The organism is Planomonospora antibiotica, from assembly GCF_014647955.1.
GTDB lineage: Bacteria > Actinomycetota > Actinomycetes > Streptosporangiales > Streptosporangiaceae > Planomonospora > Planomonospora parontospora.
The window spans coordinates 23,972-50,336 of sequence record NZ_BMQE01000020.1 but is presented as its reverse complement, the minus strand read 5'-3'; the positions used below and the strand labels follow the sequence as shown (position 1 = coordinate 50,336).

General features: G+C 70.9%; 24 protein-coding genes and 1 tRNA gene. 10 read left to right on the top strand and 15 right to left on the bottom strand.

Annotation, left to right across the window (positions count from 1 at the left end):
* Positions 1-233: 233 nt before the first annotated feature.
* Positions 234-878 carry a hypothetical protein gene (locus tag IEZ06_RS19190; RefSeq protein ID WP_189238079.1) on the top strand — a complete coding sequence of 215 codons (645 nt, stop codon included), beginning with the start codon at positions 234-236 and terminating at the stop codon, positions 876-878.
* Between the two features lie 322 nt (positions 879-1,200).
* On the opposite strand, the gene IEZ06_RS19185 is transcribed toward IEZ06_RS19190, so the two are convergent.
* Both IEZ06_RS19185 and IEZ06_RS19180 read right to left on the bottom strand, forming a co-directional pair.
* A complete protein-coding gene (locus tag IEZ06_RS19185; RefSeq protein WP_229798372.1) occupies positions 1,201-1,674 on the bottom strand; it encodes an NUDIX domain-containing protein in 474 nt (157 codons plus the stop codon).
* Positions 1,675-1,716: 42 nt separating this feature from the next.
* Positions 1,717-2,931, bottom strand: a complete 1,215-nt coding sequence (locus tag IEZ06_RS19180; RefSeq protein ID WP_268245613.1) for a helix-turn-helix domain-containing protein — start codon at positions 2,929-2,931, stop codon at positions 1,717-1,719.
* A 443-nt stretch (positions 2,932-3,374) separates the two neighbouring features.
* Between IEZ06_RS19180 and IEZ06_RS19175 the strand changes: the two genes are divergently transcribed.
* Together IEZ06_RS19175 and IEZ06_RS19170 are read left to right on the top strand one after the other, a co-directional pair.
* Positions 3,375-3,644 (top strand): hypothetical protein, encoded by a 270-nt coding sequence (locus IEZ06_RS19175; protein WP_189238077.1) that lies wholly within the window; start codon positions 3,375-3,377, stop codon positions 3,642-3,644.
* 14 nt (positions 3,645-3,658) lie between these two features.
* A complete protein-coding gene (locus tag IEZ06_RS19170) occupies positions 3,659-3,937 on the top strand; it encodes a hypothetical protein (protein WP_189238076.1) in 279 nt (92 codons plus the stop codon).
* Positions 3,938-3,969: 32 nt separating this feature from the next.
* Here IEZ06_RS19170 and IEZ06_RS19165 read toward each other — a convergent pair whose 3' ends face one another.
* Together IEZ06_RS19165 and IEZ06_RS19160 are read right to left on the bottom strand one after the other, a co-directional pair.
* Positions 3,970-5,001, bottom strand: coding sequence for an IS3 family transposase (locus IEZ06_RS19165; RefSeq protein ID WP_307811716.1), 1,032 nt, complete (start codon positions 4,999-5,001; stop codon positions 3,970-3,972).
* Positions 5,002-5,006: 5 nt separating this feature from the next.
* Positions 5,007-5,459 carry a hypothetical protein gene (locus IEZ06_RS19160; RefSeq protein WP_189238074.1) on the bottom strand — a complete coding sequence of 151 codons (453 nt, stop codon included), beginning with the start codon at positions 5,457-5,459 and terminating at the stop codon, positions 5,007-5,009.
* A gap of 29 nt (positions 5,460-5,488) precedes the next feature.
* Here IEZ06_RS19160 and IEZ06_RS37505 point away from each other — a divergent pair, with 29 nt between their 5' ends.
* Positions 5,489-5,884: a tyrosine-type recombinase/integrase gene (locus IEZ06_RS37505; RefSeq protein ID WP_189238138.1), complete on the top strand. Its 396-nt coding sequence runs from the start codon at positions 5,489-5,491 to the stop codon at positions 5,882-5,884.
* 207 nt (positions 5,885-6,091) lie between these two features.
* Here the strand turns inward: IEZ06_RS37505 and IEZ06_RS19150 are convergent, their stop codons facing one another.
* Together IEZ06_RS19150 and IEZ06_RS19145 are read right to left on the bottom strand one after the other, a co-directional pair.
* Positions 6,092-6,877: a hypothetical protein gene (locus IEZ06_RS19150; RefSeq protein WP_229798368.1), complete on the bottom strand. Its 786-nt coding sequence runs from the start codon at positions 6,875-6,877 to the stop codon at positions 6,092-6,094.
* A 497-nt stretch (positions 6,878-7,374) separates the two neighbouring features.
* On the bottom strand, positions 7,375-7,683 hold the full coding sequence (locus tag IEZ06_RS19145) for a helix-turn-helix domain-containing protein (protein ID WP_189238072.1): 309 nt from the start codon (positions 7,681-7,683) through the stop codon (positions 7,375-7,377).
* Between the two features lie 223 nt (positions 7,684-7,906).
* Between IEZ06_RS19145 and IEZ06_RS19140 the strand changes: the two genes are divergently transcribed.
* Positions 7,907-8,683, top strand: a complete 777-nt coding sequence (locus IEZ06_RS19140) for a hypothetical protein (protein ID WP_203872020.1) — start codon at positions 7,907-7,909, stop codon at positions 8,681-8,683.
* Between the two features lie 32 nt (positions 8,684-8,715).
* Positions 8,716-10,458, top strand: a complete 1,743-nt coding sequence (locus IEZ06_RS19135) for a hypothetical protein (protein ID WP_189238071.1) — start codon at positions 8,716-8,718, stop codon at positions 10,456-10,458.
* A 247-nt stretch (positions 10,459-10,705) separates the two neighbouring features.
* Here IEZ06_RS19135 and IEZ06_RS19130 read toward each other — a convergent pair.
* The 3 genes from IEZ06_RS19130 to IEZ06_RS19120 all read right to left on the bottom strand — a co-directional run bounded on the left by IEZ06_RS19130 (position 10,706) and on the right by IEZ06_RS19120 (position 11,881).
* Positions 10,706-10,781, bottom strand: a tRNA-Ala gene (locus tag IEZ06_RS19130).
* A 204-nt stretch (positions 10,782-10,985) separates the two neighbouring features.
* Positions 10,986-11,225: a hypothetical protein gene (locus IEZ06_RS19125; protein ID WP_189238070.1), complete on the bottom strand. Its 240-nt coding sequence runs from the start codon at positions 11,223-11,225 to the stop codon at positions 10,986-10,988.
* The gene (locus IEZ06_RS19120) at positions 11,222-11,881 is read right to left on the bottom strand and encodes a hypothetical protein (RefSeq protein ID WP_189238069.1); all 660 of its coding nucleotides are present in this window, start codon (positions 11,879-11,881) and stop codon (positions 11,222-11,224) included. The genes IEZ06_RS19125 and IEZ06_RS19120 overlap by 4 nt, the downstream gene beginning before the upstream one ends.
* Before the next feature lie 287 nt (positions 11,882-12,168).
* Here IEZ06_RS19120 and IEZ06_RS19115 point away from each other — a divergent pair, with 287 nt between their 5' ends.
* On the top strand, positions 12,169-12,429 hold the full coding sequence (locus IEZ06_RS19115; RefSeq protein ID WP_189238068.1) for a GntR family transcriptional regulator: 261 nt from the start codon (positions 12,169-12,171) through the stop codon (positions 12,427-12,429).
* Positions 12,430-12,550: 121 nt separating this feature from the next.
* Here the strand turns inward: IEZ06_RS19115 and IEZ06_RS19110 are convergent, their stop codons facing one another.
* The 3 genes from IEZ06_RS19110 to IEZ06_RS19105 all read right to left on the bottom strand — a co-directional run bounded on the left by IEZ06_RS19110 (position 12,551) and on the right by IEZ06_RS19105 (position 14,074).
* The gene (locus IEZ06_RS19110; RefSeq protein WP_189238067.1) at positions 12,551-13,273 is read right to left on the bottom strand and encodes an HAD-IA family hydrolase; all 723 of its coding nucleotides are present in this window, start codon (positions 13,271-13,273) and stop codon (positions 12,551-12,553) included.
* A 54-nt stretch (positions 13,274-13,327) separates the two neighbouring features.
* Entirely contained in the window at positions 13,328-13,447 is a 120-nt protein-coding gene (locus IEZ06_RS36440) for a DLW-39 family protein (RefSeq protein ID WP_218061633.1), read from the bottom strand.
* A 342-nt stretch (positions 13,448-13,789) separates the two neighbouring features.
* Positions 13,790-14,074, bottom strand: a complete 285-nt coding sequence (locus tag IEZ06_RS19105; RefSeq protein WP_189238066.1) for a GNAT family N-acetyltransferase — start codon at positions 14,072-14,074, stop codon at positions 13,790-13,792.
* 209 nt (positions 14,075-14,283) lie between these two features.
* On the opposite strand from IEZ06_RS19105, the gene IEZ06_RS19100 reads away from it, so the two are divergent.
* Entirely contained in the window at positions 14,284-15,159 is an 876-nt protein-coding gene (locus IEZ06_RS19100) for an NAD(+)/NADH kinase (RefSeq protein WP_189238065.1), read from the top strand.
* Between the two features lie 768 nt (positions 15,160-15,927).
* On the opposite strand, the gene IEZ06_RS19095 is transcribed toward IEZ06_RS19100, so the two are convergent.
* The 3 genes from IEZ06_RS19095 to IEZ06_RS19085 form a co-directional block, all read right to left on the bottom strand.
* The gene (locus IEZ06_RS19095) at positions 15,928-19,035 is read right to left on the bottom strand and encodes a PAS domain-containing sensor histidine kinase (protein ID WP_189238064.1); all 3,108 of its coding nucleotides are present in this window, start codon (positions 19,033-19,035) and stop codon (positions 15,928-15,930) included.
* Between the two features lie 144 nt (positions 19,036-19,179).
* Positions 19,180-20,445: an MFS transporter gene (locus IEZ06_RS19090; RefSeq protein ID WP_203872024.1), complete on the bottom strand. Its 1,266-nt coding sequence runs from the start codon at positions 20,443-20,445 to the stop codon at positions 19,180-19,182.
* A 687-nt stretch (positions 20,446-21,132) separates the two neighbouring features.
* On the bottom strand, positions 21,133-24,129 hold the full coding sequence (locus tag IEZ06_RS19085) for a putative bifunctional diguanylate cyclase/phosphodiesterase (protein WP_189238062.1): 2,997 nt from the start codon (positions 24,127-24,129) through the stop codon (positions 21,133-21,135).
* A gap of 398 nt (positions 24,130-24,527) precedes the next feature.
* Between IEZ06_RS19085 and IEZ06_RS19080 the strand changes: the two genes are divergently transcribed.
* A complete protein-coding gene (locus tag IEZ06_RS19080; protein WP_229798366.1) occupies positions 24,528-25,148 on the top strand; it encodes a lytic polysaccharide monooxygenase auxiliary activity family 9 protein in 621 nt (206 codons plus the stop codon).
* Positions 25,149-25,732: 584 nt separating this feature from the next.
* Positions 25,733-26,323 carry a CGNR zinc finger domain-containing protein gene (locus IEZ06_RS19075; protein WP_189238060.1) on the top strand — a complete coding sequence of 197 codons (591 nt, stop codon included), beginning with the start codon at positions 25,733-25,735 and terminating at the stop codon, positions 26,321-26,323.
* Positions 26,324-26,365: the final 42 nt, after the last annotated feature.

Genomic DNA, 26,365 nt, shown 5'->3' with positions numbered 1-26,365 from the left:
GGCACGCAACGGGCACGAGAGGAGAGCACCAACTTCATCCGTCGTCCCGGAACCGGCAACTGGCCCTTCTCGTTGACCGCATGGAAGCTTCCCCTGAGATTCGAGGACATTTGTCTCCTGCTGCTCTCCGGTCGCTGCTTGTCCTCTTGGCCGTTACGCTGACCGCCGGATGTACCTCTGATCGTTCAGTGCCCTCACCTCCGGAAACCGCCGACAGGGAGTCGGAGGGCAACATGGACGTAGATGATTCCGAGGAGTTGGAGGAGGACTCTTCGGCCATCGTGATCTGTGTCAGAAAGCGCACACGGGTCCGCATGTCCTACCGTCCGTGTGATGACGCCGAACCCGGATTTACCTGGTACTTCATACCGTGGGAGCAGAAAGTCCCCGCCGTCGGCAGGAAAGCTGAAGGCGGGACGTTCGAGGATCTCGGCTACATGATGACCTCTCCCGCACGAAGGAGTGGAGGGGTCGGCTCTGAGGCGGCCCTCTCCGATGATGTCCGGTTCGAGGTGTGTGTGAAGGAGAAGACGCGGGTCCGAGTCTCCGACAGTAGATGCGACGACGAGGACAACGGCTTCGCCTGGTATCACATCCCCTACGATGATCATGTATCTGCAGTGGGCAGGAGGGCCGTCGGCGGATCTTTCTATCGCACCGGTGTCGAGAGCTACAGGGCACGCGCAAAAGGTGGGACAGGTGATCGGGCCGTTCTTGAGCCTGACCGGCCGAACAACGCGCCCACGAAGCGCCCGCCGCGCTGCACGCGGACCGTGAACGGTAAGTGCGGTGATGCGACCAGCAGTTGTACGTACACCGTCAATGGACGCTGTCGGGACAACGGCGGCTTACCCGGTCGTGTGCCTGGAGGGTTGTGATCCTGCTGCCGGTATGGCTCAGGTCGAGCATGTCTGCCGTCAGGGTGATCAGTGAGCCGGTGCTGAGGGACGAAGCACCGGATCGGCGATCGCCCCCAGCCATGAGCGGTGACCAGTCGCGATGGGGCGATCGTGAGGGCTGCATTTGGGCGGCGGCGTGGCCCACCTTCGGCCGGTTCGGTTGGTACGGCGAGTCCGGCGGTCGGCGGGCGGCCCGAGTGCGGCCCCGGCCGTGACCGGCCCCCAGGCCGCAGCGCGGCCGGGGTCCGCGACGCTGGGCCGTGCGGCGGCGCGCCGCGCCGCCGCCTTGATTCCTATGAGATTAATTCGGCAACTGCTGGCCGTGCTCCAGATACAGCGGGCGGCCGAGGCTGCGGGCGGTGACGGCGGCCGTGACGCGGTTGGCGAGGCGTTCGATCAGGAGGCCGGGCAGTTCCTCGACGGGATGGAAGTCGTAGCCGGCCAGCTCGTCGGCGCCGAGACGGATGCTGTCGCGCATGCTCGGGCTGAGGGTTCCCCCGTCGAAGAGGAACAGGACCTTGTCGCCTTCCTGCGGATGGGGTGCCCAGTCGACCACCAGGAGGTCACCGATCGGCGGTTGGATGCCGAGTTCCTCGTGGACTTCGCGCACGCATGCCTGGAACGGGGCCTCGCCGGGTTCGATGTAGCCGCCCGGCAGATCGCGGTAGTCCTTGTAATGCGGGCGAACCAGGAGCAGGCGGCCGTGCTCGTCGAAGAAGAGTGCCCCGGCTGCGGCGCGGGGGGTGGCCATGGGCGGGGTCTCTTGTCCGGTCATGATCCCTACGGTACGGGAAGTCCGCCCCGTGCGGAGGGTGGCTCAGGTGACGCGCAGACGGCGGGCCAGGTCGCTGAGCCGGTGGCTGGGCTTGCCCTTCTGCCGGCGGATCCAGCTCAGGACGAGTTGGCGGCTGAGGTAGTGGTGACGGATCTGCTCGGGGGCCAGGTGCTCGGCCTGAAGGAGCGCTTCCAACGCTTCGTCGGTGCGGTTCCACAGGCTGAACGCCTGGGCGACGGCGATCCCGTGGCGGGCGCGGCGCTCGATCGGCAGAGCGCTGGTGTCCAGGCCGGGGCCGAGGTCGATGGCGACTTGGACGTCTCCCAGTTCGATGGCGGTCGCCACCTGGTGGATGGCCACGTTGGTCGGGCCGAACGCGGTCCACACGTGGTTGGCATCGCCCCCCAGACGGCGGGCGGACTCCGCGGCCTCCTTCAAGAAGGCTTGGGTGGTGGTGCGGTCCTCGGCGCGGGCGGAGGCCATCGATCCGGCGAGAAAGAGCGTGCCGTACACCGACAGCAGTTCCGGGCCGGCCTGGGACAGATCTGATTGGAGAAGGCCGGCGGCGTCGTTGGTCAGTTGGGCGGCGGCGTCGTAGCGGCCGTTGGAGAGCAGGGCATGGGTGACCGAGCGCAGGAGTGAGGCGACCACGATCTGATCGCCGGAGTTCTGGGCGTAGGTGAGACCGCGTTCGGCGGCGATCCACGCGAGGTCGGTCTCCCCGACCTTGACGAGGATGGTGGCGGCTGCGTGGTAGGTCTGGCCCAGCAGGCTGAGCGCCTGAACGTGCTGGTCTTCCTGGTAGGCGCTGGCGGCGTGGTGGGCTTCGGCGAGCAGGGCCGGAAGGCGGCGGACCACGAGGCCGTACCGGGATGCCTGGTAGGCGTGCCAGACGTCGGCGATCTCGCTGCGCAGCTCGGTGAGGCTGGGCGGTTCGTGGGCCTGGGCGAGAGCGGCGAGCGGGGTGAGCTGGCGGTAATCGGTGATCGCCGCCCGCAATGCCGGGACGGTGCGGTCCCCGCTGTCGGGGCTCCAGTCGAGTAGGGACGGCTCGGCGAGGAGGTCGCCGAGGGCGACGTCCAGGGCGACCGCCAAGGACTTGATGACCGACAGGCGGTCGAGATCGATCCGGTCGTTCTCGACCTTGCTGAGCCAATCGACCGTGCGGCCGACAAGGCCGGCCAGGACTTCCTGTGACATTCCGCGGCGTCGGCGGTACCACGCTACGCGTTCCCCGATGGTCAGGTGATCCGTCATGCCTCGCATACCGGTCAGCCTCGCATGGATAACTCGGAGACCCCGGAATTCTTTTCCGGGGCGGAGCGGCCACTGCTTCCTAGTGTCTCGGCATACCGAGAAAACGTCCATGACGACGGAGGAAAAGGAGTGGACACGACGGGCACACGCGAGACCGGCCAGGAGGGCTGCTGCTCGGCCTGCCGGGGCAAGGGGTGGCGATATACGCAGGTGAGCGCGGCCTACGGCGCGCAGGCCATCGACGGCCGACGCGCTCGGAGAACGCGGAGCGATTGCTTCGACTGCGCCGGAACCGGACGGCAGGGAACATGACAGACACACTTGTTTGGTGGCGACCAGCTGAGTCCGCGACTGGCGATCCTTCATATGCCGCCGCGCGCCTCACTGAGGAACTGCGCAATCTGGGAATGCCCGTCGATATTCACTGCGGTGTCGGAGTCGCATTGGTTTCGGTCTGGATCGACCTGGTCGTCTGGACGAACGGGGTCTCGTATCACTGGTGGTCGGGGAACACCTCGGCGCGCGGACGGCGGCTGTACGCCTACAGCCCGGTGAGTGATCCGCTGACGGCCGCTCGCCGGGTCGCCGTCCGGTATGCGGAGCTGCGTGGCGCTCACCCGTCGTCGAAGCCGGTCGAAGAGGTCCAATGCGTGCTCCCGGACGATCGCCGACCGGTCGACCTGCGCGGGCAGCGCTTCACCACGCCTGCGTAGCCGGGGTGATCGGTGTGACCGTCAACGAGTTGAACGCCGTCTACGGCAGGCGGTGGAGGATCTCGGCGGCCCTGGGAGGCGGGTGGTACGCGGTGCGCCGAGACGACCTGTCCCAGGAGAGCATGCGACGCGGGCTGTCCTACGTGCGGTGCGGCCGGACCCTGGAGGAGTTGGCCGGCTGTCTGGCGGCCGAGAAGCACATCGAAGAGCAGTGGCGGATGATCAGTGTGCCGGGTGAAGTGCTCGATCTGGTTGCCGACGATCCGCCGGAGCAGGCGCGGCAGCGAGGTTGACCACTGCGGTACCTGTCAAACCTGTTGAGACATCAAGCCACGTTCGTTGTCTGTGCTGAGGCCTCGGCTTCGGCCACCGTCGCCGGCTGGTTGATCCATACCCGGGAGGGCAGCGACGGCGGGCTCGGCCGCCGGCCGCGGAACCGCTCGGGATGCGCCAGGAACGCCGCGTCCAGCGTGGCGGCCCGCCGGGCCTGGATCTCGACCGCCGAGCCGTCGTGCACCGAGGCGGGAGTGTGCATCCCGATCCCGGAATGGCGGTGCTCGGTGTTGTAGTACCGGAAGAACTGCCCGCAGAAGACGTTCGCATCCTCGATGGACCCGAACTCGCCCGGAAACGCCGGACAATACTTGAGCGTCTTGAACTGCGCTTCGGAATACGGATTGTCGTTGGACACGCGCGGCCGGGAATGGGACTGGTCGATGCCCAGCAGCGCCAGCAGCCCGGACACGGTGGTCGACGTCATCGCCGTGCCCCGATCGGCATGAATCGCCTCCGGAGCGATCCCGCCATTGGCCTCGATCGCGTGCTCGATGAACTCCTTGGCCAGGATCCCGGTCTCGGTCGGCCAGATCTCCCACCAGACGACCTTGCGGGAGAAGATGTCGATGATGACGTACAGCAGATAATAGACGCCGCGCGACGGGCCTTTCAATTTGGTGATGTCCCACGACCACACCTGGTTCGGGCCGTCGGCTTCCAGCTCCGGTTTCTTCTTCGCCGGATGGACGGCCTGGGCGCGGCGCTCGCCGGCCGTGCCGCGCTCCCGCAGCAGCCGGTACATGGTGGCCTGTGAGCACAGGTAGACACCCTCGTCCAGCAGGGTGGCCCACACCTGGCCCGGCGACTTGTCGGCGAAGCGCGGCGAGTCCAGCACCGCCAGCACCTGGGCCCGTTCGTGCTCCGAGAGCTGAGCCGGGTGGTGGAACGGGCGGCGCGGTCCCAGCCGGGGCGGGGCGGGGTTGCGGTGCCGGTGCAGCGTGGCCCGGGATCTCCCCAAAAGCGCGCATGCTTTGGCCGTGCCGAGTGTTTCCTCCATCGCGGGGAAATGCTCGTCGAGGATCCGGTTCAGCTCTTTTCGGAGTCCGCGCTGCTTGAGATGTCCTGCAGCAGCGCGAACGCTTTTCCCGCGATGTCCAGGGCGGTCTTGGTCTTTCCCAGCTCGTCGGCGAGTCTTTCGTTGCGGGCTTCGAGTTTGGCCGCTTCAGCCTTGAGCTTCTTGTTCTCGGCGCGTAGCAGGGCCATTTCCTCGGACTCGGCGCTTTTCGCGGGCTTGCCCGTCGAGGCGGCCAGGGTCCCGCTGGCGGCCTGCTTTCTCCAGTGCTCGATGTGGGAGTGGTACAGCCGTTCCTTGCGCAGCAGGGCGCCGCGCTCGGCGCTGCCCTCGGGCAGGGCGTCGAAGGCCGCCAGGATCCGCGCCTTGTAGGCCTTGGTGAAGGTGCGCCGCTTGGGCCGCTGCGGCTGCTGGGAGGTCACACGACCATCCTGCCCCGTCATCGCGGTCTGGTCGGCAAGGGTCATCGTCACTGTCGTAGTCGTCCTGTCTCGCCCTGCTTCACATCACAAGGACTCATGCGTCCCGTGTCTCACAGCAGTCTGACAGAGAGGGCTGCGGGCGTGCGTCCGACGCCCCGCTGTGTCCTTCGCCACCTCGACCCTGGCCCGGTAAGCCTGCCCTCCCGCACCCAGGCCTGCCGGACCTTCAGAAGATCCACTTTCACGGCCTCCGGCACACCGGCAACACCCTCGCCGCGAGCGCCGGAGCGTCGATCCGGGAGCTGATGGAGCGCATGGGCCACTCCAGCACGCGCGCCGAGATGATCTATCAGCACTCGACGGACGAGCGGCAACGGGAGGTCGCCCGCAAGCTCGACGGCCTCGCCCGTGGGGCACTCGGGGAGCGATCGGGCACGCAACGGGCACGGGAGCCGGACGAGGCCGAATGAAGATCAAAGCCCAGGTGAGGCAACCATGCCTGACCTGGGCTTTTTCATGTCGTGGAGGTGGTGGGCTGTTCACGAGTGGCCCTGACCTGCAGATGAGACGGGGAACCGTTGATCGCTTCCCAGAATGGGGATGATCGCTTCCCAGTGACGACACCGCGCAGGCGGATCCGCAATCTCATGATCTGAATACCGAAGGGACCCTGGACGTCACCTTCGTGTGGCGGCGAGTAGTAGCGGTGAGCGGACATCGAGTCTGGCGGCAAGGTCGGCAATGGTCTCAGCCAGCCACCCGATCGCGTCGCACGACCACTCGGTGAGGTCTCCACGCAGCACGACGCCGTGCCGGGGCGGGCCGTTCCAGAAACTGTCGTCGAACGGCGGAGGCGGGCAATCGCCTCCGCCGGCGATGTCGAACGACCGGCACACGAACACGTCTTGCTCCAAGCGGTCGAGGTGGTCGCTGAACTGCTGTGCGACAGCAGAGATCGACGGGTCCTGGCCGCTACTGATACTGACCTCGACGTGCGTCTTCGCTTCCGGGTCGCAGCTGGCGAACCAGCCTCCCGAGAGCATCGACGGCACGGGCGCGTACTGCGGACGCGACGCGGTGCCGAGTCCCTGAACCGGCAGGAGGACCTGAACTGCGGACAGACGTAGTGTGCCGGCCCGCACTGTCGCGTCCCCGGCGCAGCGCAGGAACGGCTGCACCGGCAGTGGGCGGTCTGCGGCGACCGCGCTGGCCTCGACCTGGAACCACGAGACCAGTCCCGCTTCAGCAACACCGCGAGGGTGATCCCATCCGGCGTCGTTCATAGCCCACAACCCGGGCGCGACCGCCAGATGATCCTCATCTCCGCCTGTCGCCACGGTCGAGGATTCGTCGAGCCAGCCCATGGCGAGGGACCGGTGATAGAACAGCGAGTGGGCGTCGTCCGTCGACCCGGAAGCGCGCCAGGCATGCGGAATCAGTTTCCCGTACAGGGCCGCGAACATGGTGCCTGCGGTCGGGCGGACCGCGGGTGTCATGCCCGGCTGTGCGGTAGTACTACGCTCCGGCATGCTAGGCCCCCCTGCTGCCTCATAGCTATGGCGTTCCTGTTTCGTACGTTAAAACACCTGGCAGGCGACGTTCGCCTGGTTCAAGCGATGGCTGGCTGGTCGAGCGCGAGCAGGGCCTGTTCACGATCGCATCCGGGATGAACGGGTTCACCGGCGAGGGGGACACCGCCACGGACTCAACCGGCGTGCCGGTCTGGTGACCGGATCGAAAAGTGGTGCCGCCGAGTAGCAGCTCGACGGCACCGGGTTGCGTGAGCGCCCAGAAGACCTAACTCTTTGAAGGCTCGCGCCTTCCGAGCGTAACGCGCCAGGTGATCGCTTGGAGGCTGTCGAGCCAAACGACGGCCGCTCATGCCCGGATGTCCGGGTTGCCGGGGCGGCGGAGGGAAGGCTCGACCATGCCGTCGAGGTCATCACGGCGTTCGGCGCCGTCATCGGGGCGCCGAGGTGCCCTCCGGCCACAGCCGGGCCGCGAGCGCGGTCTCCAGCAGGGCGATGGTGGCCACGTCCGGCCAGGACCGCCCGGCCAACAGGTCTGCGATGGACTGGCGATTGACACCGGAGGCGGCGGCCAGGCCGCGCAGGCTCAGCCGGCGTTCGACCAGGATCCCGGCCAGGGTGGCGGCGATGGCCTGAACGACGGCGGCGGCGGGATGAGGGGTCAGGTCCGCATTGGGCCAGGCCTGCGGATCCTCGGCCAGCTCCCGCGGAGCCGCCGAGCGCGCACGTCCTCCGACCATCACGAAGTTCTCCTATCGGTGGATGTCACCCGCGACTGTAACGGCTGCTTGTCCAGCCGCTATGGATGGAGTGTGACCCTCGACCCGGACACCTCGGCGAAGATCACTGGCTATCGGCCACGCCCTGTCCCGCCGGGCTGGGAGGCGGTGGCCGACCAGGTCCGCGCCACCGTCGCCGCGTCCGCGCCGTGGACCAGCCCCCCCTGCCGGGCGGCTGCTGCACGTGGTCGGCCGGCTGGCGATCTGGTGCCACGGGCGCGGCCTGCCCACCGACCCGGACGTGTGGCTGCGGCACGAGACGATCGACGCGTTCGTGCTGGCCGGCTGCGCCGGCCTGGCCCCACGCACCACGCAGACCTACCGGTCGTGGCTGCGGCAGGTCCGCGCCGCGCTCGCCTGGGCACAGCGCGGGGAAAGCACCCCGGTCGCACTCAGCGCCCCCAGCGAGCGCACCGCCCCCTACACCCCGGCCGAACTGGCCCGGCTGCGCGAGTGGGCTGCCCACCTTCGCGGCCAGACCCGCAGCGATGCCCTCGCGCTGATCGCCCTGGCAGCCGGGTGCGGACTGACCTCGGCCGAACTCGCCGCCGTCCGCGGCAGCCACGTGCGCGTCCTCGACGACGGGACGGTCATCGTCGCCGCGCCGGGCACGACCCGGCTGATCGTCGCCCGCGCGGCCTTCGAACGCGACCTGGCCGTCGCCGTCGGCACCGCGCTCACCGGCGGGGACCGGTATCTGTTCCGGCCAGGCCGGACGACCGCCTACGCCAAGAACCTCGTGGCCTCGTGGACGTGGGCGCACCGCCCTACCGGGGCCCTTCCCCCGCTGTCGGCGCGGCGGCTGCGCGCCGGTTGGATCGTCGAGTTGCTGAGTGCGCGGATCGACCTGACCGTGGTCGCCGCGGCGGCCGGGCTCGCCCCGAGCGCGCTGGCCCGCTACAGCCATTTCGTCCCGCCTCTGGATACCCGCACCGCCACCGAGCTGCTGCGCGGCCGCTGATGGCGGGCGGGTCGCGTCCCCGCACGGAGCGGGTGGCCGCCTGCCGTCCCCGGCCGGTCACCGAAGCGCCGCTGCTGATCCCGGACGCGATGGTGGCCCACCTCGATGACCTGCTCACCGACACCGGGGTCATCGAGGTGATCGAGGCTGAGCTCGCGCACCGTCCCGGGCCGCCCGGGCTGCCGGTCCGCACGGTGCTGCTCGGCCTGCTGCTCGCCATCTACTACACCGGCAGTGCTCAGCTCGCGGACGCCTGGCGGCTGATGGCCTTCAGCCTCAGCCCGGACATGCGCCGACGCCACCACATCCCCGACCTCGACCCTGACGACGCATACGATCGGCACGCGTTGTCGCGCAGGTTCTACCGCACCTTCGACAAGGTCACCACAGGGCTGGACGTCGTCCGCGTCGACCGGCGCCGCCGCCTCACCGCGGCCGAAGCCGGCGCCTACACCTCCGCCTGGGACGGCGACGAGCCCGAGCACCAGCGCAAACGCGACCTGCTGCAAGACATCGTGACCCGGCTCGTGCTGACCCCGGTCCGCCGGGCCCGCGGTCGCGGCTATCTCGCGCACTACGGCGGGGATGTGGGGATCGACGCCACCGCGATTCCTACCTGGGCCCAGCCGCCGCGGCTTCGCCGCTCCACCGGCCAGCCGTTGGCCTCGATCGAGATCACCGCGGGCTGGCACCACAGCGCCGGCGACGGCCCGCCCACCTTCGGCTACAGCGCCACCCTCGCCACCGCCGCCCGCACCCGCGACACGCTCGGCACCCACCCGCAACTCGCGCTCGGCCTGGTCATCGACACTCCGCACCGGCGCGTCGGCCCGGCCGCGATCACCGCTCTGGACGCCATCGCCTCGCTCGGCCTGCCCACCGGCACGCTCGCCGTCGACCGCGCCTACACCGACCAGACCGCCGACCACTTCGCGCGCCCCGCCCGCGCCCACGGCTACCGGCTCGCCCTGGACTACAAAGCCGAGCAGCGCGGACTGCAAGGCTCGGTGCACGGCGCGCTCCTGGTCGACGGCAGCCTGGCCTGCCCCCTGATGCCCACCCCGCTCATCCACGCCACGACCGGTCTCGACGACGCCGCCGTCCGCACCCCCGACGACGAACTCACCGCGTTGATCCACGCGCGCCGGCCGTATTTCCTGAAGGTCAAGCAGACCCCCGACGCCGAGGGGAAACTCCGCCTGCAGTGCCCGGCCGCCGGGACCGCCCCGTCGGTGAACTGCCCTCATTTCAACCAGGCCAGAGCGGCGACCCCTGGCCCGCGAACCCGCATCGACCTCACCGACGCACGGCAGCGGGCCGCGCACGCCGCCGCCAAGCCCACCGTCCTGCTGCCGAAGCCCAGCAGCGGCGACGGGTGCCTGCCGACGATCTGCACCCAGCAGACCATCACCCTGCACCCGGGCGACCTCGGCCACAAGGACAAGCTCCGCCAGGACCTGCCCTATCTGAGCCCGGCCTGGAAAGGCGCGTTCAAGGCCATCCGCGCCAATACCGAAGGGATCAACGGCAGGTTGAAGGGCCAGGTCATCAACCTGGCCGACCCGACTAACCGGCTCGCCCACGGCCGCGTCGCCCAGACCATCCTGGTCGCCCTCATGATCTGCGTCGCCAACCAGAAGATCCTGCTGTCCTGGCGGCAGGTCCACGACCACGAAACCCAGCCCTTGCCTACCGTCGGAGAGAACCTCCCGGCCGAGCCGGGCATCGACGACACCACCGACAACAGCGGCAGGCCCCCGCCCGACCGGCCCTGAACAGATCGTCACCCCGGCCCGTCCCGGCAGCACGTCCCAAGGAGCCGGCGCGAGCATGCTCACCGGCTGGTTCGCCCTGCCCTCGACGCGACCGGACACCACCCGAGCCCTTCACCACGACCGCCGCACCGGCCTCGAACCGCCCGGCGAGCACGGTCACGGGCCCGGAAACGGAGATAGCCCGCCCGATTCTCATGATCAGACGAGCACTCGTGACACGTGATCAGGCCATCTCAAGAACCGCCCCTGGTGGAGCCTAGGAGATTCGAACTCCTGACATCCTGCTTGCAAAGCAGGCGCTCTGCCAACTGAGCTAAGGCCCCTCTGCGGGTGACGTGACCTGAGGAAACACCGTGAACGGCGAATCCGTGTTCATCACACCGCCAGGACAGCATATAACGCTCCCGTCGGCATGGACGCCGATCCGCGATCCGCTCCGCAGCCCCGGAAACGACGCCGGTCCGGGACAGCAGGTCGGCGGCAGGTCATACGGGACCGAGGACCCGGCCCCAGGGGAGACCGACCGGTCACAATGCCGTCCTTCCCTTACGCGCCTGTTCCTCCTCGGCCAGCCGCTCGCACAACCGGATCATGCCCCGGGCGTGCAGCGTCCGCCCACACCGGCAGTCCGGAACCGCGCACGATCCGGTGGCGTACCAGACGCCGCCACTCCGCCAGATCGTCCAGCCGGGCCAGGCGCGCCGGAGGTACCTGATGAGCGCCGCCTGCTCCTCGTCGAAGGTCATGCCGATGGAGCCTCCCGTCACGCGGCCCTCTCCACAGGTGTGGACGGCCGCCACCGGGTGGAGCCGGGTGGGTACGGCGACCGGGCCGCCGCGTGGTGCACGGCGAGTTCGCCGGGACTCACCGGGCCCGCCGTCCCGGGTGACGGCCCGCCGGGAATCAGGTGGCCGATGGCGGCCGTCGGACGCGGCTGCCGTTCACGGGCGGCCACCGCGCGGGCCCGCCGCAGCGCGAGCGGTTCCCGGGCGAGCGACAGCCGCAGGGCACGGGTCTCCCGGGTTTCCACCGGCCGGTCCGCCGTACGGCACGTCTCGGCGAGCGCCATCGGCCAGGACGATCCCACGGCGGGAAGGTTCGTACCGGACACGGGCTCGGCCGTGCGGGGCGCGGGTACGGCCGGCGTCCGCACGGCCGGCTGACCGGTGGGGACGCGCTGCCGCTCGATGGGCCGCCCGGCGGGAACGGGCTCTTGCTCGGTGGGCTGCGAGGCAGGCGCCGGGAGGCACTCGGCCGGGCGGACCCAGTCCCGCGCGGGCATCCTCAGCTCGTCCAGCCGGGCGGCCCGGATCAGCTCCCAGCGGGCGGCCGCCTGCCCTGCGGAGGGCACCCGGTAGTCGTGCGCCTCGACGTGCAGGCATCCGTGGTCGTACGGCGGGTGCCCGCAGACGGCGCAGCCCATCGGCAGCGGAGGCCGTTCAGCGGAGAAGCACGGCCCGCAGACGGATTCGATTGGAGTGACTGGAACCCGGGGTAACGTCGGCGGTCTAAAGTTGTCCACAGGTCGGACCTCCTACGTCCGATCAAGGGCCCGGTACGGCGTTCGCGCGCCTGCCGGGCCCGTCTGCTGTCAGGTGCGCCAGGCAGGAACGCTACCTCAACATACATAGTCATTCCCATGGGTACTCATAGATATCCATTGGATACTATGGTATTCGCAGGTCAGGCGAAGTTTTCTAGCCTTGCCAGGTGATCGATTTTCGCCCGGACGAGCTCAAGTGGCAGGCCATCCTCAACGAGATACGGCGACGCATCCATGAGGGTCAGTACCAGCCAGGCCATCCCATCCCAGGGGAACCGCGCCTCGCCGAGGAGTTCGGAGTAGCCCGCGGCACAGCACGGCGAGTGATCAACGAACTGCTGGAGTCAGGTGAGGTCTACAGCATCCACGGCAAGGGGACCTTCGTCTCCGTCCCCGAGGACGGCGAGCGCCAGACGGAGAAGCAGTAGACCGGTTTCCACCGACTCACCGCACGACAGATGCTGTGAACAGATCACCATCTGAACCGGCCGCGGTGCGTCTCCTGCGCCTCCGTACGGCTCTCCGGTCACGAGGCCGGGGCCGGAACCGTCAGTGGACGGAGGAGGCGGGGGTGCGGTGCCCGGTCAGGTCGTCGCCGAGGACGAGGCCGGGGAAGTCGGCGATGGAGTCCAGGACGTGGGTGGCGCCGCCCTTGACCAGCCGCTCCCGGCTGTGGCTTCCGGTCAGGACGCCGGCGATCACCGAGGCGCCCGCCCGGCGGCCGCAGAGCATGTCGCTCTCCGAGTCGCCCGCGACCGCGACCTCGCGGACGTCCTCGACGCCGAGGCGCAGCAGCGCGGTGAGCACCATGTCGGGTCTCGGACGGCCCCGGCCGCCCGTGTCCTCCGGGCTCAGTGCCAGGTCGATCCGGTCGGACCAGCTCAGCGCGGCCAGCACGCGGTCGAGGGTCGACCGGCTGAAGCCGGTGATGAGGCAGACCTTGACCCCGGAGCCCTGGAGCTTCTCCAGCGCCTCCACGGTGCCCGGGACGGGAAGGAGTCCCGAACGGTCGATCGCGCCCTGGTAGGAGCGCTCGAAGGTCAGGTTGGCCGCCTGCGCCTGGGCCTCGTTGTCGGGGAAGATGCCCCGGAAAACATCGATCTTGGGGCAGCCCCGGGACCGGTGCACATGCACCATGGCACGTGCGTACGCGCCGGTCCCGGGCACGATGCCCTGCGTGGCGATCGCCTCGGCGAACGCCCGTTCGACCATGGCGACATCACCGATCGTGGTGCCTGCCAGATCCAGACAGGCAAGCTTGATGGGTGCCATTCCCCCAACCTTGCTTCAGGACCGTGGGCACACCTTGATCGGCAGCCGCTGCGGTCAGTTATCGCTGCCGGTCGCCTCGGTCCACAGATCGAGCTCGGCGCGGTCAGCCTGCACCTTACGCCAGACCAGCAGCCCCCCAAGGGCGACGAGCGCCAGAACGAGCAGCTTCTTCACGGTGTGACCCCACTTCTCGACGGTCTCACCTGCCGGGGTGAGACGACGCCCGGTTCAAAACGGTTCCTTGCAGCCTAGCAAGGAACGGCAGTCCGGCCGGGAAGGCGCTTGATCCCAGAGCGGCGAATCTGCGCGCACTGCGTGATTTTCATCACGATTCCGCACGGTGGGCGTCCACGGGATCACGATCCGCCACGAGCTCCGCCTCGTAGCCGTCCTCCTTCTCCGAGCGGCCCGAGCACCGGTCGTGGGCGGACGCGCCCGGCCGGGCGGTCAGGCCTCCTCGGCCGGCCCGGTGTGGATAGGGTCAGGCCTCCTCGGCCGGCCCGGCGTAGATGGGGGTCAGGCCTCCTCCACCAGCCCGGCGTAGGTGGGGTGCCGGTCGATCCAGTGCTTCACGAACGAGCAGCGGGGCCGTACCCGCGCCCCCTCCGCGCGCGCCGCGTCCAGCGCCGCGCGGGCGAGCGCGCTGCCCACACCGCGGCCCTCGAACGCGGAATCCACCTCGGTGTGGGTGTAGACGATCACACCGTCCCTCCGGGTGAACTCCAGCTGTCCCGCGTGCTCACCGTCCACCTTGGCCTCGAAGAGGTCCTTCTCGGGCACGAACGCGATGCTGACGGTCATCACAGTCTCCTCGGTCTCTCCTGCTGCCACGATCAGCCGGTTCCGTCCGGCTTTCATTCCCCGGCCGCGCGGGCCCGGGCCACCCTCCCCCTGCCACCGCGCTCCCGGATCATGTACGGCGCGGCGGGACGTCCCGCCTCCGCGCCGCGCCCGGTCCCGGCCCGGGAGGGCCGCCCTGCGATCCATCCGGGCGGTCGTACGGTGTCCCCATGGGCATGGTTGAGACAGTGGGACTCGTACTGCACCCGCGGCGCGACTCGAAGACGGCCATCGACACGATCATCGAATGGGCCCGCTCCCGGAACGTCACGGTGCTCGGGTCGCCGGAGGAGGTGGGCCGCATCGACTGCAGCGCCATCGCGGTCGACGGCGCCACCCTGATCGACCGCGCCGACCTGCTCGTCAGCCTGGGCGGCGACGGGACGATGCTGCGCACCATGCGGCTCATCGCAGGGCGGCCGACCCCCGTGCTCGGCGTGAACCTCGGACGGCTCGGCTTCCTCGCCGAGATCGACGTGGACGAGCTGTCGGCCGCGCTGTCGGCCATCGACGGCAGTCAGTACGCCGTCGAGCCCCGCATGGCCGTACGGACGACCCTGCCGGAAGGGGCGACGGTGACCGCGTTCAACGACATCGCCCTGGTGCGCACCCCCGGTCACGGACTGTCCGAGGTGGCGGTCTCCGTGCAGGGGCACCCCTTCGTCCGCTACGCCTCCGACGCCGTCATCGTGGCGACCTCCACGGGGTCGACGGCCTACAGCTTCTCCGCCGGCGGTCCCATCGTCTCCCCGACCGTCGAAGGCTTCCTCGTGGTGCCCGCCGCGGCCCACTCGACGTTCAACAGGGCCATCGTGCTCTCCGCGGACGAGGAGGTCACCCTCGACGTCCTGCCCACGAGCGGGCGGCTGGCCGTGGAGGTGGACGGCGCGGTCGTCGGGCACCTGCCGCCGGGACACCGGCTCACCGTCACCGCGATGCGCGCCGCCGCCCGCGTCGTCCGGCTGGGGACGACCACCTTCTACGAGCGCGCCCGCCGCAAGCTCCGCGTCAGCGGCAGCGCCGAGGTCGACTGGGAAGTGCCCTGATCCGGATCGCTCCTGCTCTCCCTGAATCCTCCCGAGAGGGCACGGTCGCGACGCCGCAGAATGCCAATAAAGATCTACATCAGCCGATGTGGACATCTTTTATAGGTGTGATTAGCGTTTGTTGTGCACAGGGGAAAAACAGCCTATGCGGCAGATGTCGATGACCCTTGTGAGATGACCGTCGGCCGTGCGGGATCCGCCGTCCGACGCGTCGGGCGGCCACGTGCCGCCTGCGAGAACGCAGTGATACCGGCGACACGGGAAAGGAGGGTCGGACACCATCGGGAGCGCCCGCGGACCGGCTTCCGCCGCGCGGGTGCAACGGTTCCGGATGAACGGGAGGTGGTTTCCGGTCACGCCTACGCGATTCCCGCACCCCGCCCCGTCCGATGAGGCGGCCGTGCGGATGAGGAAACCGACACGACAGTCGGAAGAACGGTGTTGAACTCTTGGGCCCCGGCGCTTCCAGGCGCCGGGGCCCCGTCATGTGATCCGGTCGGATCCCGGTCACTCGGATCCTCCCTGCTCCGCCACGGCCGTCACTCGGCTCCTCCTGGCTCCGCCACGGCCGTCACTCGGCTCCTCCCGGTTCCGCCACGGCCGTCACTCGGCTCCTCCCGGTTCCGCCACGGCCGTCACTCGGCTCCTCCCGGTTCTGCCACGGCTGTGACCTGGATCCTCACCGACCGGCAGGACCGGCGAACCGGATCCCGGCGGGCTGAACCCCGGCGGACCGGACCCTGGTGGACCCAGACGGGCCAGGCCGCCTCAGGGCGTTTCCTCCCGGGGCGGTCCGGCGGCGGGCAGGATGAGGGTGAAGACCGTTCCTCCGCCCTCCCTCGGGGAGGCGGTGATGGTGCCGCCGTGCGCCTCGACGATCGCCCGGGTGATCGCCAGCCCCAGGCCGGTGCCCTTGATCCCGGACTCCACCGCGGTCGACGCCCGGAAGAACCGGCCGAACAACCGCGGATACTGTTCGGCGGGGATCCCGATGCCGGTGTCCGCGACCGCGACCGTGACCGTGCCACCCGGGCCGTCTTCACTCCCGTTCTCGCTCCCGCCCCCGTTCTCGTTTCCGCTGTCGTTCTCGTTTCCGCTGTCGTTCCCGCCGCTCCCGTCACCGGTCCCGTCACCGCTCCCGTCACCGGTCCCGTCACCGGTCCCGTCACCGGTCCCGTCACCCGGGCGGGCGACGACGGTGATCTCGCCCCCGTCCGGGGTGTACTTGACCGCGTTGGAGAGCAGGTTGTCCAGCACCTGGCGCAGCCTCACCGGATCGGCCCGCACCCAGAGCCCTCCGGCCGCCTCCGCCCGCACCGCCAGCCGCTTGGCGGTCGCCGCCGGCCGGTGGTCGTCGACCGCCTGGCGCACCAGTCCGTCCAGCGCCACCGGCCGCGGATCGAGCGCGATCCGTCCGGCGTCCAACCGCGCTAGATCCAGCAGGTCGTCGACCAGCCGCTGCAGGTGCGCGCTCTTGCGGTCGATCACGTCCGTGAAGGCGCGCTGCTCGGTGCTCAGCTCCGGATCGTCCAGCAGCAGTGAGGCATAGCCGCGGATGGCGCCGATCGGCGAGCGCAGCTCGTGGCTGACCAGTGCCACCAGCTCGTCCTTCATCCGGTCCAGCTCCCGCAGTCGGCGCACCTGCTCCTGCCGGCGGGTCAGCAGGAGCTCGCGTTGCTCGGCCAGGCGGCGGCGCTCGGTCACGTCGCTGGTGATGCCGTCGACCAGCAGCCGGTCACCCTCACGGCGCGGCCGGGCCCGGATCCACACCCACCGGGTCACCCCGTCCAGCCCGATGATCCGGCACTCCAGCCGGGCGGGTCTGGCATCGGCGATGGCGGCGTGGAAGGCGGCGAAGGACTCCCGGTCGTCGGGGTGGACCAGTTCGGCCATGACCGCGGCGGCGTCGGCGCCGGCGGGCAGCCTGCCGCCGAACACGACGCTGCTGTCGGAGTCCAGACAGACCGGGTGGACCGTGCCGTCGGCGGCGACCTCGACCGTCCACACGTAGTCGTCGATCTGGGCGACGATGCGGTCCAGGTGGCGGCGGTCGGCATCCAGGGCCAGGGCCAGTTCGTGGGAGCGGCGGTGTTCCAGGTAACGGCCCATGTGGGCGCAGACGCCGTCCAGCATGGCCGCCAGGTCGTCGTCGGCCTCCTGGACGGTGTCGGCGAAGAAGGTCAGCACTCCCAGTACGCGTCGGCCGCTGCGCACCGGCAGGCCCATCGCGGCGCGCAACCCGACGCGCAGCGCGGCCGGTTTCCGGGTGAAGTCGAGCGGGTCGGCGGCCAGGTCGGGGACCCAGGTCCGGCGGGCGCTCACCCACACCGTTCCGGCCAGACCGCCCCCGCGCGGGAACACGTCGGGCTCGTCGCGGATCAGCGCGTCGAGGTCCCGTCCGGGCCGGACCCACAGGCCCAGCCGCCGGATGACGGTCTCGTCGGGGTCGACCTGCCAGTATTCGCCGCAGGTCCAGCCGAGCGTGCCGGCGACCGCGGCGGTGACGCCGGCGGCGGCCTGCCCGCTGGAGGCGGCCTCGGCCAGCACCCGGGCCACCGCCTCCTGCGCGGTGCGCAGCAACTCGGCACGGTGCCGCTCGGTGATGTCGTGGATGGCGGTCACCGCGCCCAGGCAGCGCCCGTCGGCGGCCTCGATCGGCCGGGCGTTGACCAGATAGCGGCGCAGATCCGTCCCGGTCCCGGTCATACGGGCCGTCACCTCGCAGCCGTCGACCCGCTCCCCGCGCAGCGCCCGTGCCAGCGGCACCTCCTCCGGTCGCAGCGGACGCCCGTCGGAGTCGTACAGCTCGTAGAGGGCGTTCCAGTCGCCCTTTCTCAGCTCCTCCGGGGAGGGTGACTCGGCGCCCGATCGCGAAGCCGGTTCGATCTCGCGCAGCGTCTGGTTGACCAGCACCACCGTGCCGTCGCTGTCGCAGGCGACCACCCCGGCGTCCAGGCTGTCCATCAGCGCCGTCAGGAACCGCCGCTCCTGCTCCAGCCGCCGCCGGACCGCCACCCGGTGCCCGATGTCGTGCACGAGCGCGTGCAGGACCGGCTCACCCTGCTCGGTGTGGACCTGCAGCGCCATCTCCACCGGCAGCTCCCGACCGGTCCGGTCGACCGCGGTCAGCTCGATCCGGCGTCCGGACGGGTACGGCGGGCCGGCGCGCCGTACCCTGTCCAGTTCCTCGCGCAGCCGCGGCCGGAACCTCCGCGGGACGATCAGCTCGTCCACCGGCCGTCCCACGGCCTCACCCGCCGAGCGGCCGAACAACCGCTCGGCGGCGGGGTTCCACGCCGTCACGGTCCCGGCGGCGCCGATGGACACGAACGCGTCGCGCGACCGTTCCAGGATCGCGCCCAGACGTGCCGCCGCCAGCCGTGCCCGCCCCTCGTCCGACCGCGCCGCGAGCTGCTCCTCCACCGAGCGGGCCACCTCTCCCGCCAGGCGCAGCCCGTGCGGGTCCCACCGCCGGGGCCGTACGTCCAGCGCGCACAGCACGCCCAGCACCTCGCCGTCCGGTGCGCGCAGCGGGAAGACGGCGCAGGCGCGCGGCTCCAGCCCGTCGACGGCGGGCATGCCGTCCAGCCGGGCATCGGCCCGCACGTCGGTCACGGCCAGCGGCGCGTCCACGGCCAGGATCCGCCGGAACGGCGGGTGCGGGGCGAGGTCCCGTCCCGTCCAGCGCTCGGCCGGCCCCGCCGCGCCGAGGCACACCAGCCGGTCGCCGTCGGCCAGCGCCACCAAAGCGGCGGGCGCCTTCAGCAGCCGGGCCGCCAGCCGGGCGGGCCCGCTCAGCGCGGACGCGCCGGGCGCGTCGAACAGACCGGTGACCCGCAGCGCCTGCGACCACCGCGACTCCCGAACCGTATCCACCGTCCTGGTCACGCCATGCCCCCGGACTCACCCTTACCCGGTGGGTCCGGACCGTCACCATGCCGGGCGCCCCGCGGGAAGCGGCGGCCGCCCGCCGCGCTACGGTCCGGGCGACGGCACCGGCCATCGTCCGGGCGGCCCGGATCAGTGCGACGGGACCTTGTCGGCGTCGGCGACGGGCTCCGGCTCCGGGGCGCGCAGCCCGCGCACGCCGGGGGAGAGCAGCGCCGCGGCGGCGGACAGCGTGACGATCGCGGCGCAGCCGAGCAGCGCGGGCTCCGGACCGATCATGGAGGCGACCGGTCCGGCCACCAGCAGGCCGATCGGGCCGAACATCAGCGACCCCAGGGCGTCGTAGGAGCTGACCCGGGACAGGGACTCGGCCGGGATCTCGCGCTGCATGGTGGTGCTCCACAGCACGCCGAAGACGTCGAAGCAGACGCCCATCAGGACCGCCCCGGCGACGATCGTCCACAGCGGGGCGCCCGATCCGAGCAGGAGGTACGGCAGGCCCGTGGGCGCGGTCAGCAGCGTCGCCACCAGGATGGGACGGCGGGGCCGCAGCCGCATCGCGATGAAGACGCCACCGATCATGCCGACCGCCTCGCCCGCCAGGATCATCGACCAGGCGAACGCCCCGCCGAGGCGTTCGGTGGCCACCAGCGGGCCGAGCACGCCGTGTGCGGCCTGCACGGCCATGATCAGCACGGAGAACTGCGCGACGACCACCCAGAGCCACTGCCGGGAGACGAACTCGCGCCAGCCGTCGCGCAGGTCGGCGAGGACCGAGTGCCCCTCGCCCGCCGTACGCTCCGCCGGGGTGAGGCGCAGCGCCGCGACCAGGACCGCCGCCGTGGCGAACATCGCGGCGCTGACCGCCAGCGCCCAGCCGCCGCCGATCAGGACCACCGTGGCGCCGCTCAGCACGAGGCCGGCGACGCGTGAGCTGTTGGCGCCCAGTCCGAGCAGGGCGTTGGCGGTCTGCAGCCGGTCGGCCGGGACGACGTCGGGGATGATGCCGGTCAGCGCCGGGAAGAGGACCGCCATGGCGATGCCGCTGCACGCCGACGCCGTCACCAGCGCGGGAAGCGGGGTCCAGCCGGTGAGCAGCATCGCGGCGAGGCAGGCGAACGCCGCCGCGTTGAGCGCCTCACCGGCCATCATCACCCGGTGCCTGGGGAAACGGTCCGCGATCACCCCGCCGACGAGCATGAACGCCACCATCGGCAGCGCCTCGGCGGTGAGGACCACCGACAGCGTCGTGGCCGTCGCACCGGGCAGTTCGAGGACGCCGAAGGCGAGGGCGACGGGGGCGAACGAGCTGCCCAGGACGGAGATGGTCCGCGCGGCGAGCAGCAGGCTGAAACGCCGATCGCGAAGCATGTCGATGTCGCGACGGTAGGGGGTCACGGCCGGCTCCTCACAGAATCCACAAGAGGAACCATCCTGCCGTCTTCCTCTCATGATGTCGCATCAATAAATCCGCGCCGCGGGGGCCGCAGGGGCCGCGGGGGCCACCGGGGCTGCGGGTCGCGGCCGTCCTGTCGCCGGTCCGTGGGATGCCGAGCTGCGGGGTGCCGGCTTGCGGGGTGCCGGTCCGTGGGATGCCGAGCTGCGGGGTGCCGCTTACGGACATCGGTCCACGACCACGGCGGGAAGGAAAGCCTCAATTCTGGGCGGACGACTCCATCTCCCGTACGGAGAAGAAACAAGAGAGCGTGTTCACACCCCGTGTTCGCACATTCACCTGATGTGATCGACCGACTACTGGTAGATACATCTGGTGCGGGTGAGGTTATCGAAGGGGGAAGCCACGCTCGCGTCGGGGGAGGGCGCCTTTGGTCACCGGGGCACGATGACCAGGGGCGCCCACACCCCCTCGGAGGACCGCATCCCACCCTTCGAAGGGGCGGGGCGTCTTCCTTCGCGCCCACCCCACAGGACGGCCGATGACTCCGCCCGGTTTACCGGACTCTGACTTTCTTCCCCGAATCCGCCTGACAGGCGGACTCGACTGACGGGCGGTCTCCCCTGGCGGGCCGGCTCACCGGACGGACAGGGCACCGGACGGACAGGGCACCGGACGGGCTCGCCGGACTAGCCGGCCAGGGCGGGCGGGTCGAGCCGGTCGCAGCCGAGGCCCGCCGCGCGGGCGGCCAGCAGGCGGCCGACCCCCTCCGCGGGCAGCGGCGGCGCGAAGTGGAAACCCTGAGCCAGGCGGTAACCCAGCTGGTACAGCCTCCTCGCCTGCGCCTCGGTCTCCACGCCCTCGGCCACGGCCTGCAGCTGCAGCGCATGGGCGATCTGCACCAGCGAGGTGGCGATCACCGAGTTCTCGACGGTGCCCGTCACCCCGTCGACGAACAGCTTGTCCACCTTGAGCACGTCGACGGGGCAGGTGCGCAGCAGCCCGAGCGAGGAGTGCCCGGTGCCGAAATCGTCGAGGGCGAGCTTGACCCCGAGCGCGTGCAGGGCCCGAACCGTCTCCAGCGCCGGTCCGCCGTCGAAAACGGCCGTCTCGGTGATCTCCAGCAGGAGGTCCTCCGGCCGGAGCCCGGTCTCGCGCAGCACGTCCGTGACGGCCTGCACGAACGACGGCTCCCGGAGCTGCCGGGGCGAGACGTTCACGCCCATCCGCACAGGCCCGGCGGCGCCGTACCGCCGCCGCCACTCGGCCATCTGGCGGCATGCCTCCCGCAGCACCCAGGCACCGATCTGGACGATCATGCCGTTGCGCTCCGCGACCGGGATGAACTCCGCCGGGGAGACCGGCCCCCGCTCCGGGTGACGCCAGCGCACCAGTGCCTCCACGCTGGAGAGCTCCCCCTCGGGCAGGGTCACCACGGGCTGGTACAGCAGGAACAGCTCGCCGGAGACGAGGGCGTGCTGCAGTTCGGCGCCCAGCCGGGCGTGCTCGACGGTCCGGGCGTCCATCTCCGCGGTGTACCGGACGTAACGGCTCTTGCCCTGCTCCTTGGCCGCGTACATGGCCACGTCGGCCCGGCGCAGCAACTCGCTGGCGTCCGTGTCCGGCTCGCCGGCCACCAGGCCGATGCTGGCCTGCACCAGCAGGTCGTGGTCGGCGGCCCTGGCCGGGGTGCCGAGCGCCACGATGACGCGTCCGGCGATGCGGTCGGCCTCCTCCGCGGAGACGTCCCGCAGCAGGACGGCGAACTCGTCGCCGCCCAGCCGCGCGACCGTGTCGTCGGGCCCGACGCATTCACGGAGCCGGTCGGCGACGACCGTCAGAAGCGCGTCGCCCACCGCGTGCCCGAGTCGGTCGTTGATCGTCTTGAAGTCGTCGAGATCGACCAGGGCGAGCGCGACCCCGCGGGCGCCGGAACCGGGACCCGCGCCGGTCCCGGTGTCGTCCCCCGCCCCGGTCCCCATCCCCGCCCTGGTCCAGGCGCCGTCCACCGCCCCGATCGCGGTCGCAGCGCCGTCCACCGCCCCGGTCGCGGTCGCGATCGCGGTGCCGGTCGCGGTCGCGGCACCGTCCACCGTCGCGGTCGCGGTGTCGGTCGCGGTGCGGGCGAGTGCGAGGGCGCTCGCCGCCCGCTCGTTGAACAGGATCCGGTTGGCGAGCCCGGTCAGCGCGTCGTGGGTGGCCTGGTGCGCCAGCTGGTCCTGGACTCGCCTGGTCTCGGTGATGTCGCGGGCGTTGCTCACGATGCCGCGGATTCCGGGGTCGTCCATCCGGTTCGCGCCGACGAGCTCCAGCCACCGCCAGTCCCCGTCCGCGTGCCGCATGCGGACCTGGCAGGTGGCGGTGGCGCCGGGGTCGCGCATGAGCCGCCGGCGCATACCTTCGAGGAGCCGCACGTCGTCCGGGTGGGCGCAGTGGGCCACGGGCCGGCCGAGCCAGTGGTCGGCCGGTACGCCGAGGATGCGCTCGACACTCGAACTGACGTAGGAGAGCGTCCCGTCCGCGGCGGTGACGGCGATGATGTCGGAGGAGTTCTGCACGAGCGAGCGCGCCCGCCGCTCGTGCCGGCGCAGTTCCAGCATGCTGGCGTCGAGCCGGGCCAGCAGGTCGGCGTTGTCGTAGAAGGCCAGGATCTGGCGTCCCACCACCAGGCAGGTGATGACGGTCGCGCCCGCCGCGATCACCTGGGTCTCCAGGCCCGCCGTACGCGTCGAGACCAGCAGGAGGCCGCCGGTCGCCGCGATCGCGGCGTACGGCAGCAGGCTGAAGGGCCTGCCCCGCCCCGGAGGCCGGACGGTCTCCCCCTCCGCCTCCCGCTGCCGCCCGGCCGCGATCGCGAGGAGGAGGAAGGTGATCGGGACCCCGACGTGGGCGGCGTTGAGGTCCGGCCTGGACTGGATCAACGGCATGAGCGCCCCGCCCGTCGCCCCCACGAGGGCCGCCGCCCCCAGGGCGGACAGCGACTCCCGGTTCAGCGGCCCGGCGCCGGCCAGCGCCAGCTTGACGGCGGTGAGCACCGCGACGAACCCCAGCATGATGGTGACCAGCCCCGGCAGGGACGAGCCTGTGGTCGCGGCCAGCTCCGGCGAGCCGTGCACCGCGAAGGCCCAGGCGAACAGGCCGGCGGCCAGCATGACGATGCCCGTGTCGAGCCACAGGGTGAGCCGCTCCCTGCGCGAGCGGCGCGCGACGGGCAGTCGCAGCAGCGCCCATAGGGCGGACAGCACACCGCCGAGGTACAGTGCCGTGGTCAGCGGCCCGGGCCGCTGCGTCGGCGCACCGGGCCCGGCGACCGCGTCGTACGCGTTGCAGGCCACACCGAGCCCGATGATGAGCGCCGCCGTGCCCAGCCACCGCCAGAAAAGCCGTGCCGCGGCGTTCAGGGACGTGCGACCCGCCGTGCGCATGCACACGAGCGCGCCGAGGAGCGCGCTGAGGACCACCGGCACCCAGGCCACGACGGATGCGCCCACGGGGTGCACGAAGTCGAGGACGAACCATCCCGCGCCGAACACGGCGAGCACGCCGAGGCCGGCCGTCGGCGACGGGGACGGCACCCGGCCTGGAGCACCGCCCCGCAGCGGCAGCGGGCCGGCCGGGGAACGGGTCAGGAGACGGGTCAGGATCGCACCGGGGGGCACGGTGCGCTCGCTCCGGCCTGTTCGCATGTCCTGGCCTCCTTGCGACGCTTCCGACTTCCCCTGCGGAGGCCCATCGACGGGAGGGGACCGGTCTTGAGGGTTTTCCGCACCGTCGCAGGCCGTACGGGCCCTGCCTCGGACTCGTCGCAGGCCGTACACCCGGCTTCGGAGCCCGGCGCGGGCGCGCTGCCGTGTCACGGTCGCCGTCCGGCCGCCTCCTCGGCAGAGGCGTCCCCATGGAGGAACCGATGATCGGATGAAACTTTCAACTTTTCGAAGTCAGAGGTTGCGACTGCCGTTTGTCAGGTAATATCTCCATCGTATGGGAGCGCTCCCACTCACCGGAAACCCCCCGACCGGAAGACGGAGACCGCACGATGCACCGTGACGACCACGCCGGAAGGCCCCGCCGGACGCTTCGCTCCATGGCCCTGCTGTCCGCGGCAGCGCTCTTCCTGATCCCCTTGGCCGAGAGCGCCTCCGCCCACGGGTCGATCGTCGACCCGGCGTCCCGCAACTACGGCTGCTGGCAGCGCTGGGGCAACGACCACCTGAACCCCTCCATGCAGCAGCAGGACCCCATGTGCTGGCAGGCGTGGCAGGCCAACCCCAACGCCATGTGGAACTGGAACGGCCTGTACCGCAACGGCGTCGGCGGCAACCACCAGGCGGCGATCCCGGACGGGCAGCTGTGCAGCGGCGGCCGGACCGAGGGCGGCCGCTACAACGCGCTCGACGCCGTGGGCGCGTGGAAGACGACCGACATCCGCAGCGACTTCACCGTCAAGCTCTACGACCAGGCCAGCCACGGCGCGGACTACTTCCGGGTGTACGTCACGCGCCAGGGCTACGACGCCACCACCCAGCCGCTGCGCTGGAGCAACCTGGAGCTGGTCCACCAGACCGGCCGGTACGCCCCCAGCCAGAACATCTCGTTCGACGTCAGCGCCCCCGGACGCACCGGCCGCCACGTCGTCTTCACGATCTGGCAGGCCTCGCACATGGACCAGGCGTACTACCTGTGCAGCGACGTGAACTTCAGCTGACCCGCCGAGTCCACCGGCCCCGCCCGGCGCCACCGCGACCGGCGGGGCCCGCCGGGTGAGATCCGGGAGACCCGTCCGGACGGCGGAGAGGCGGCTCACCGGCATGCCGGGCCACCGCGGATCGCTTCCCGCCGCGATCGGGGACGGCCGTGCCGCCCTCGATCGCGGCGGGCGCCCGTGAGGGGAGTCAGGAGCCCCGGTCAGGGTGTAGCCGCGTGCGACCGCGGTGAGATCACCGTTCTCCCTGGTGGCGGCGACCAGTCCAGGAGGCCGGGGGACGAAGCCCGGCACAGCGGTCAGCCCGTCGGTCTCGGCGATCACGGTGAGGCGGATCCGGCCCTTCGTAGTCTCGGGAGCACGACATGCCGGCCGGCCGGGACCGTACTGCGCGGACTGGTGGCCGGCACGGTGTTCCGCCGGTGAGAGCCCACCCCGGCCCGCCTCCGCTCGCCCTGCGCCCACGTGCGCGGACCGCTCTCACCGCTCGGCCGGATTCACGTCGCCCCGGCTGGGTCCGGTCATCCCTACCCGGCTGCTGTAAGGGCTACAGTTTTATTTATTCGATTACTGAGACGAGGTGAGGCGTGCGGATCTCCATCACCGACTACACGGCCGGGGCGACTCTAGCCGGCGATCTGGCCAACACCTCGCCCACCGTGCAGGCCGCGGCGGGCGAGGCTCTGCCGACCCCGGACGCGTTGACGCGATTCCTCGCAGGACACGGGCTGCGGCTCGACGCCGTGGCGGACGGGCGGGCGCCGACCGACGACGACGTCCGCGAGGTTCACCTGCTGCGCCGGGAGGCACGCGGCGTCGTGGAGACCGAGACGGAGGACCAGGCCGTCGCGGGTGGCGCCGTGCTGGCCGGGCGGGCAGGGCTCAGGCCGGTGCTGGAGCGCGATCCCGACGGGCGGTGGCAGTGGTACGTCCCGACCAGGCCGGGCGCGCCGCTGGCGGAGGAACTGGCCACGCTCATCGGCATCGGGTTGCTCGGCGCCGTCCGGGCGCTCGGGCACGGCCGGTTCCGCGCCTGCGCCGCCCCGGGCTGCCGCGGGGTGTTCGTCGACGTCAGCCGCGGGGGGCGTCGCGTCTACTGCAGGCCCGACGTGTGCGGCAACCGGATCAATGTCGCGAACCACCGCGAACGGCGGCGGCTCGACCGCACCGCTCGCTGAAGAAGACGGCTCCGCTTTCCGAAGAGACCAGGAGGACCCCCA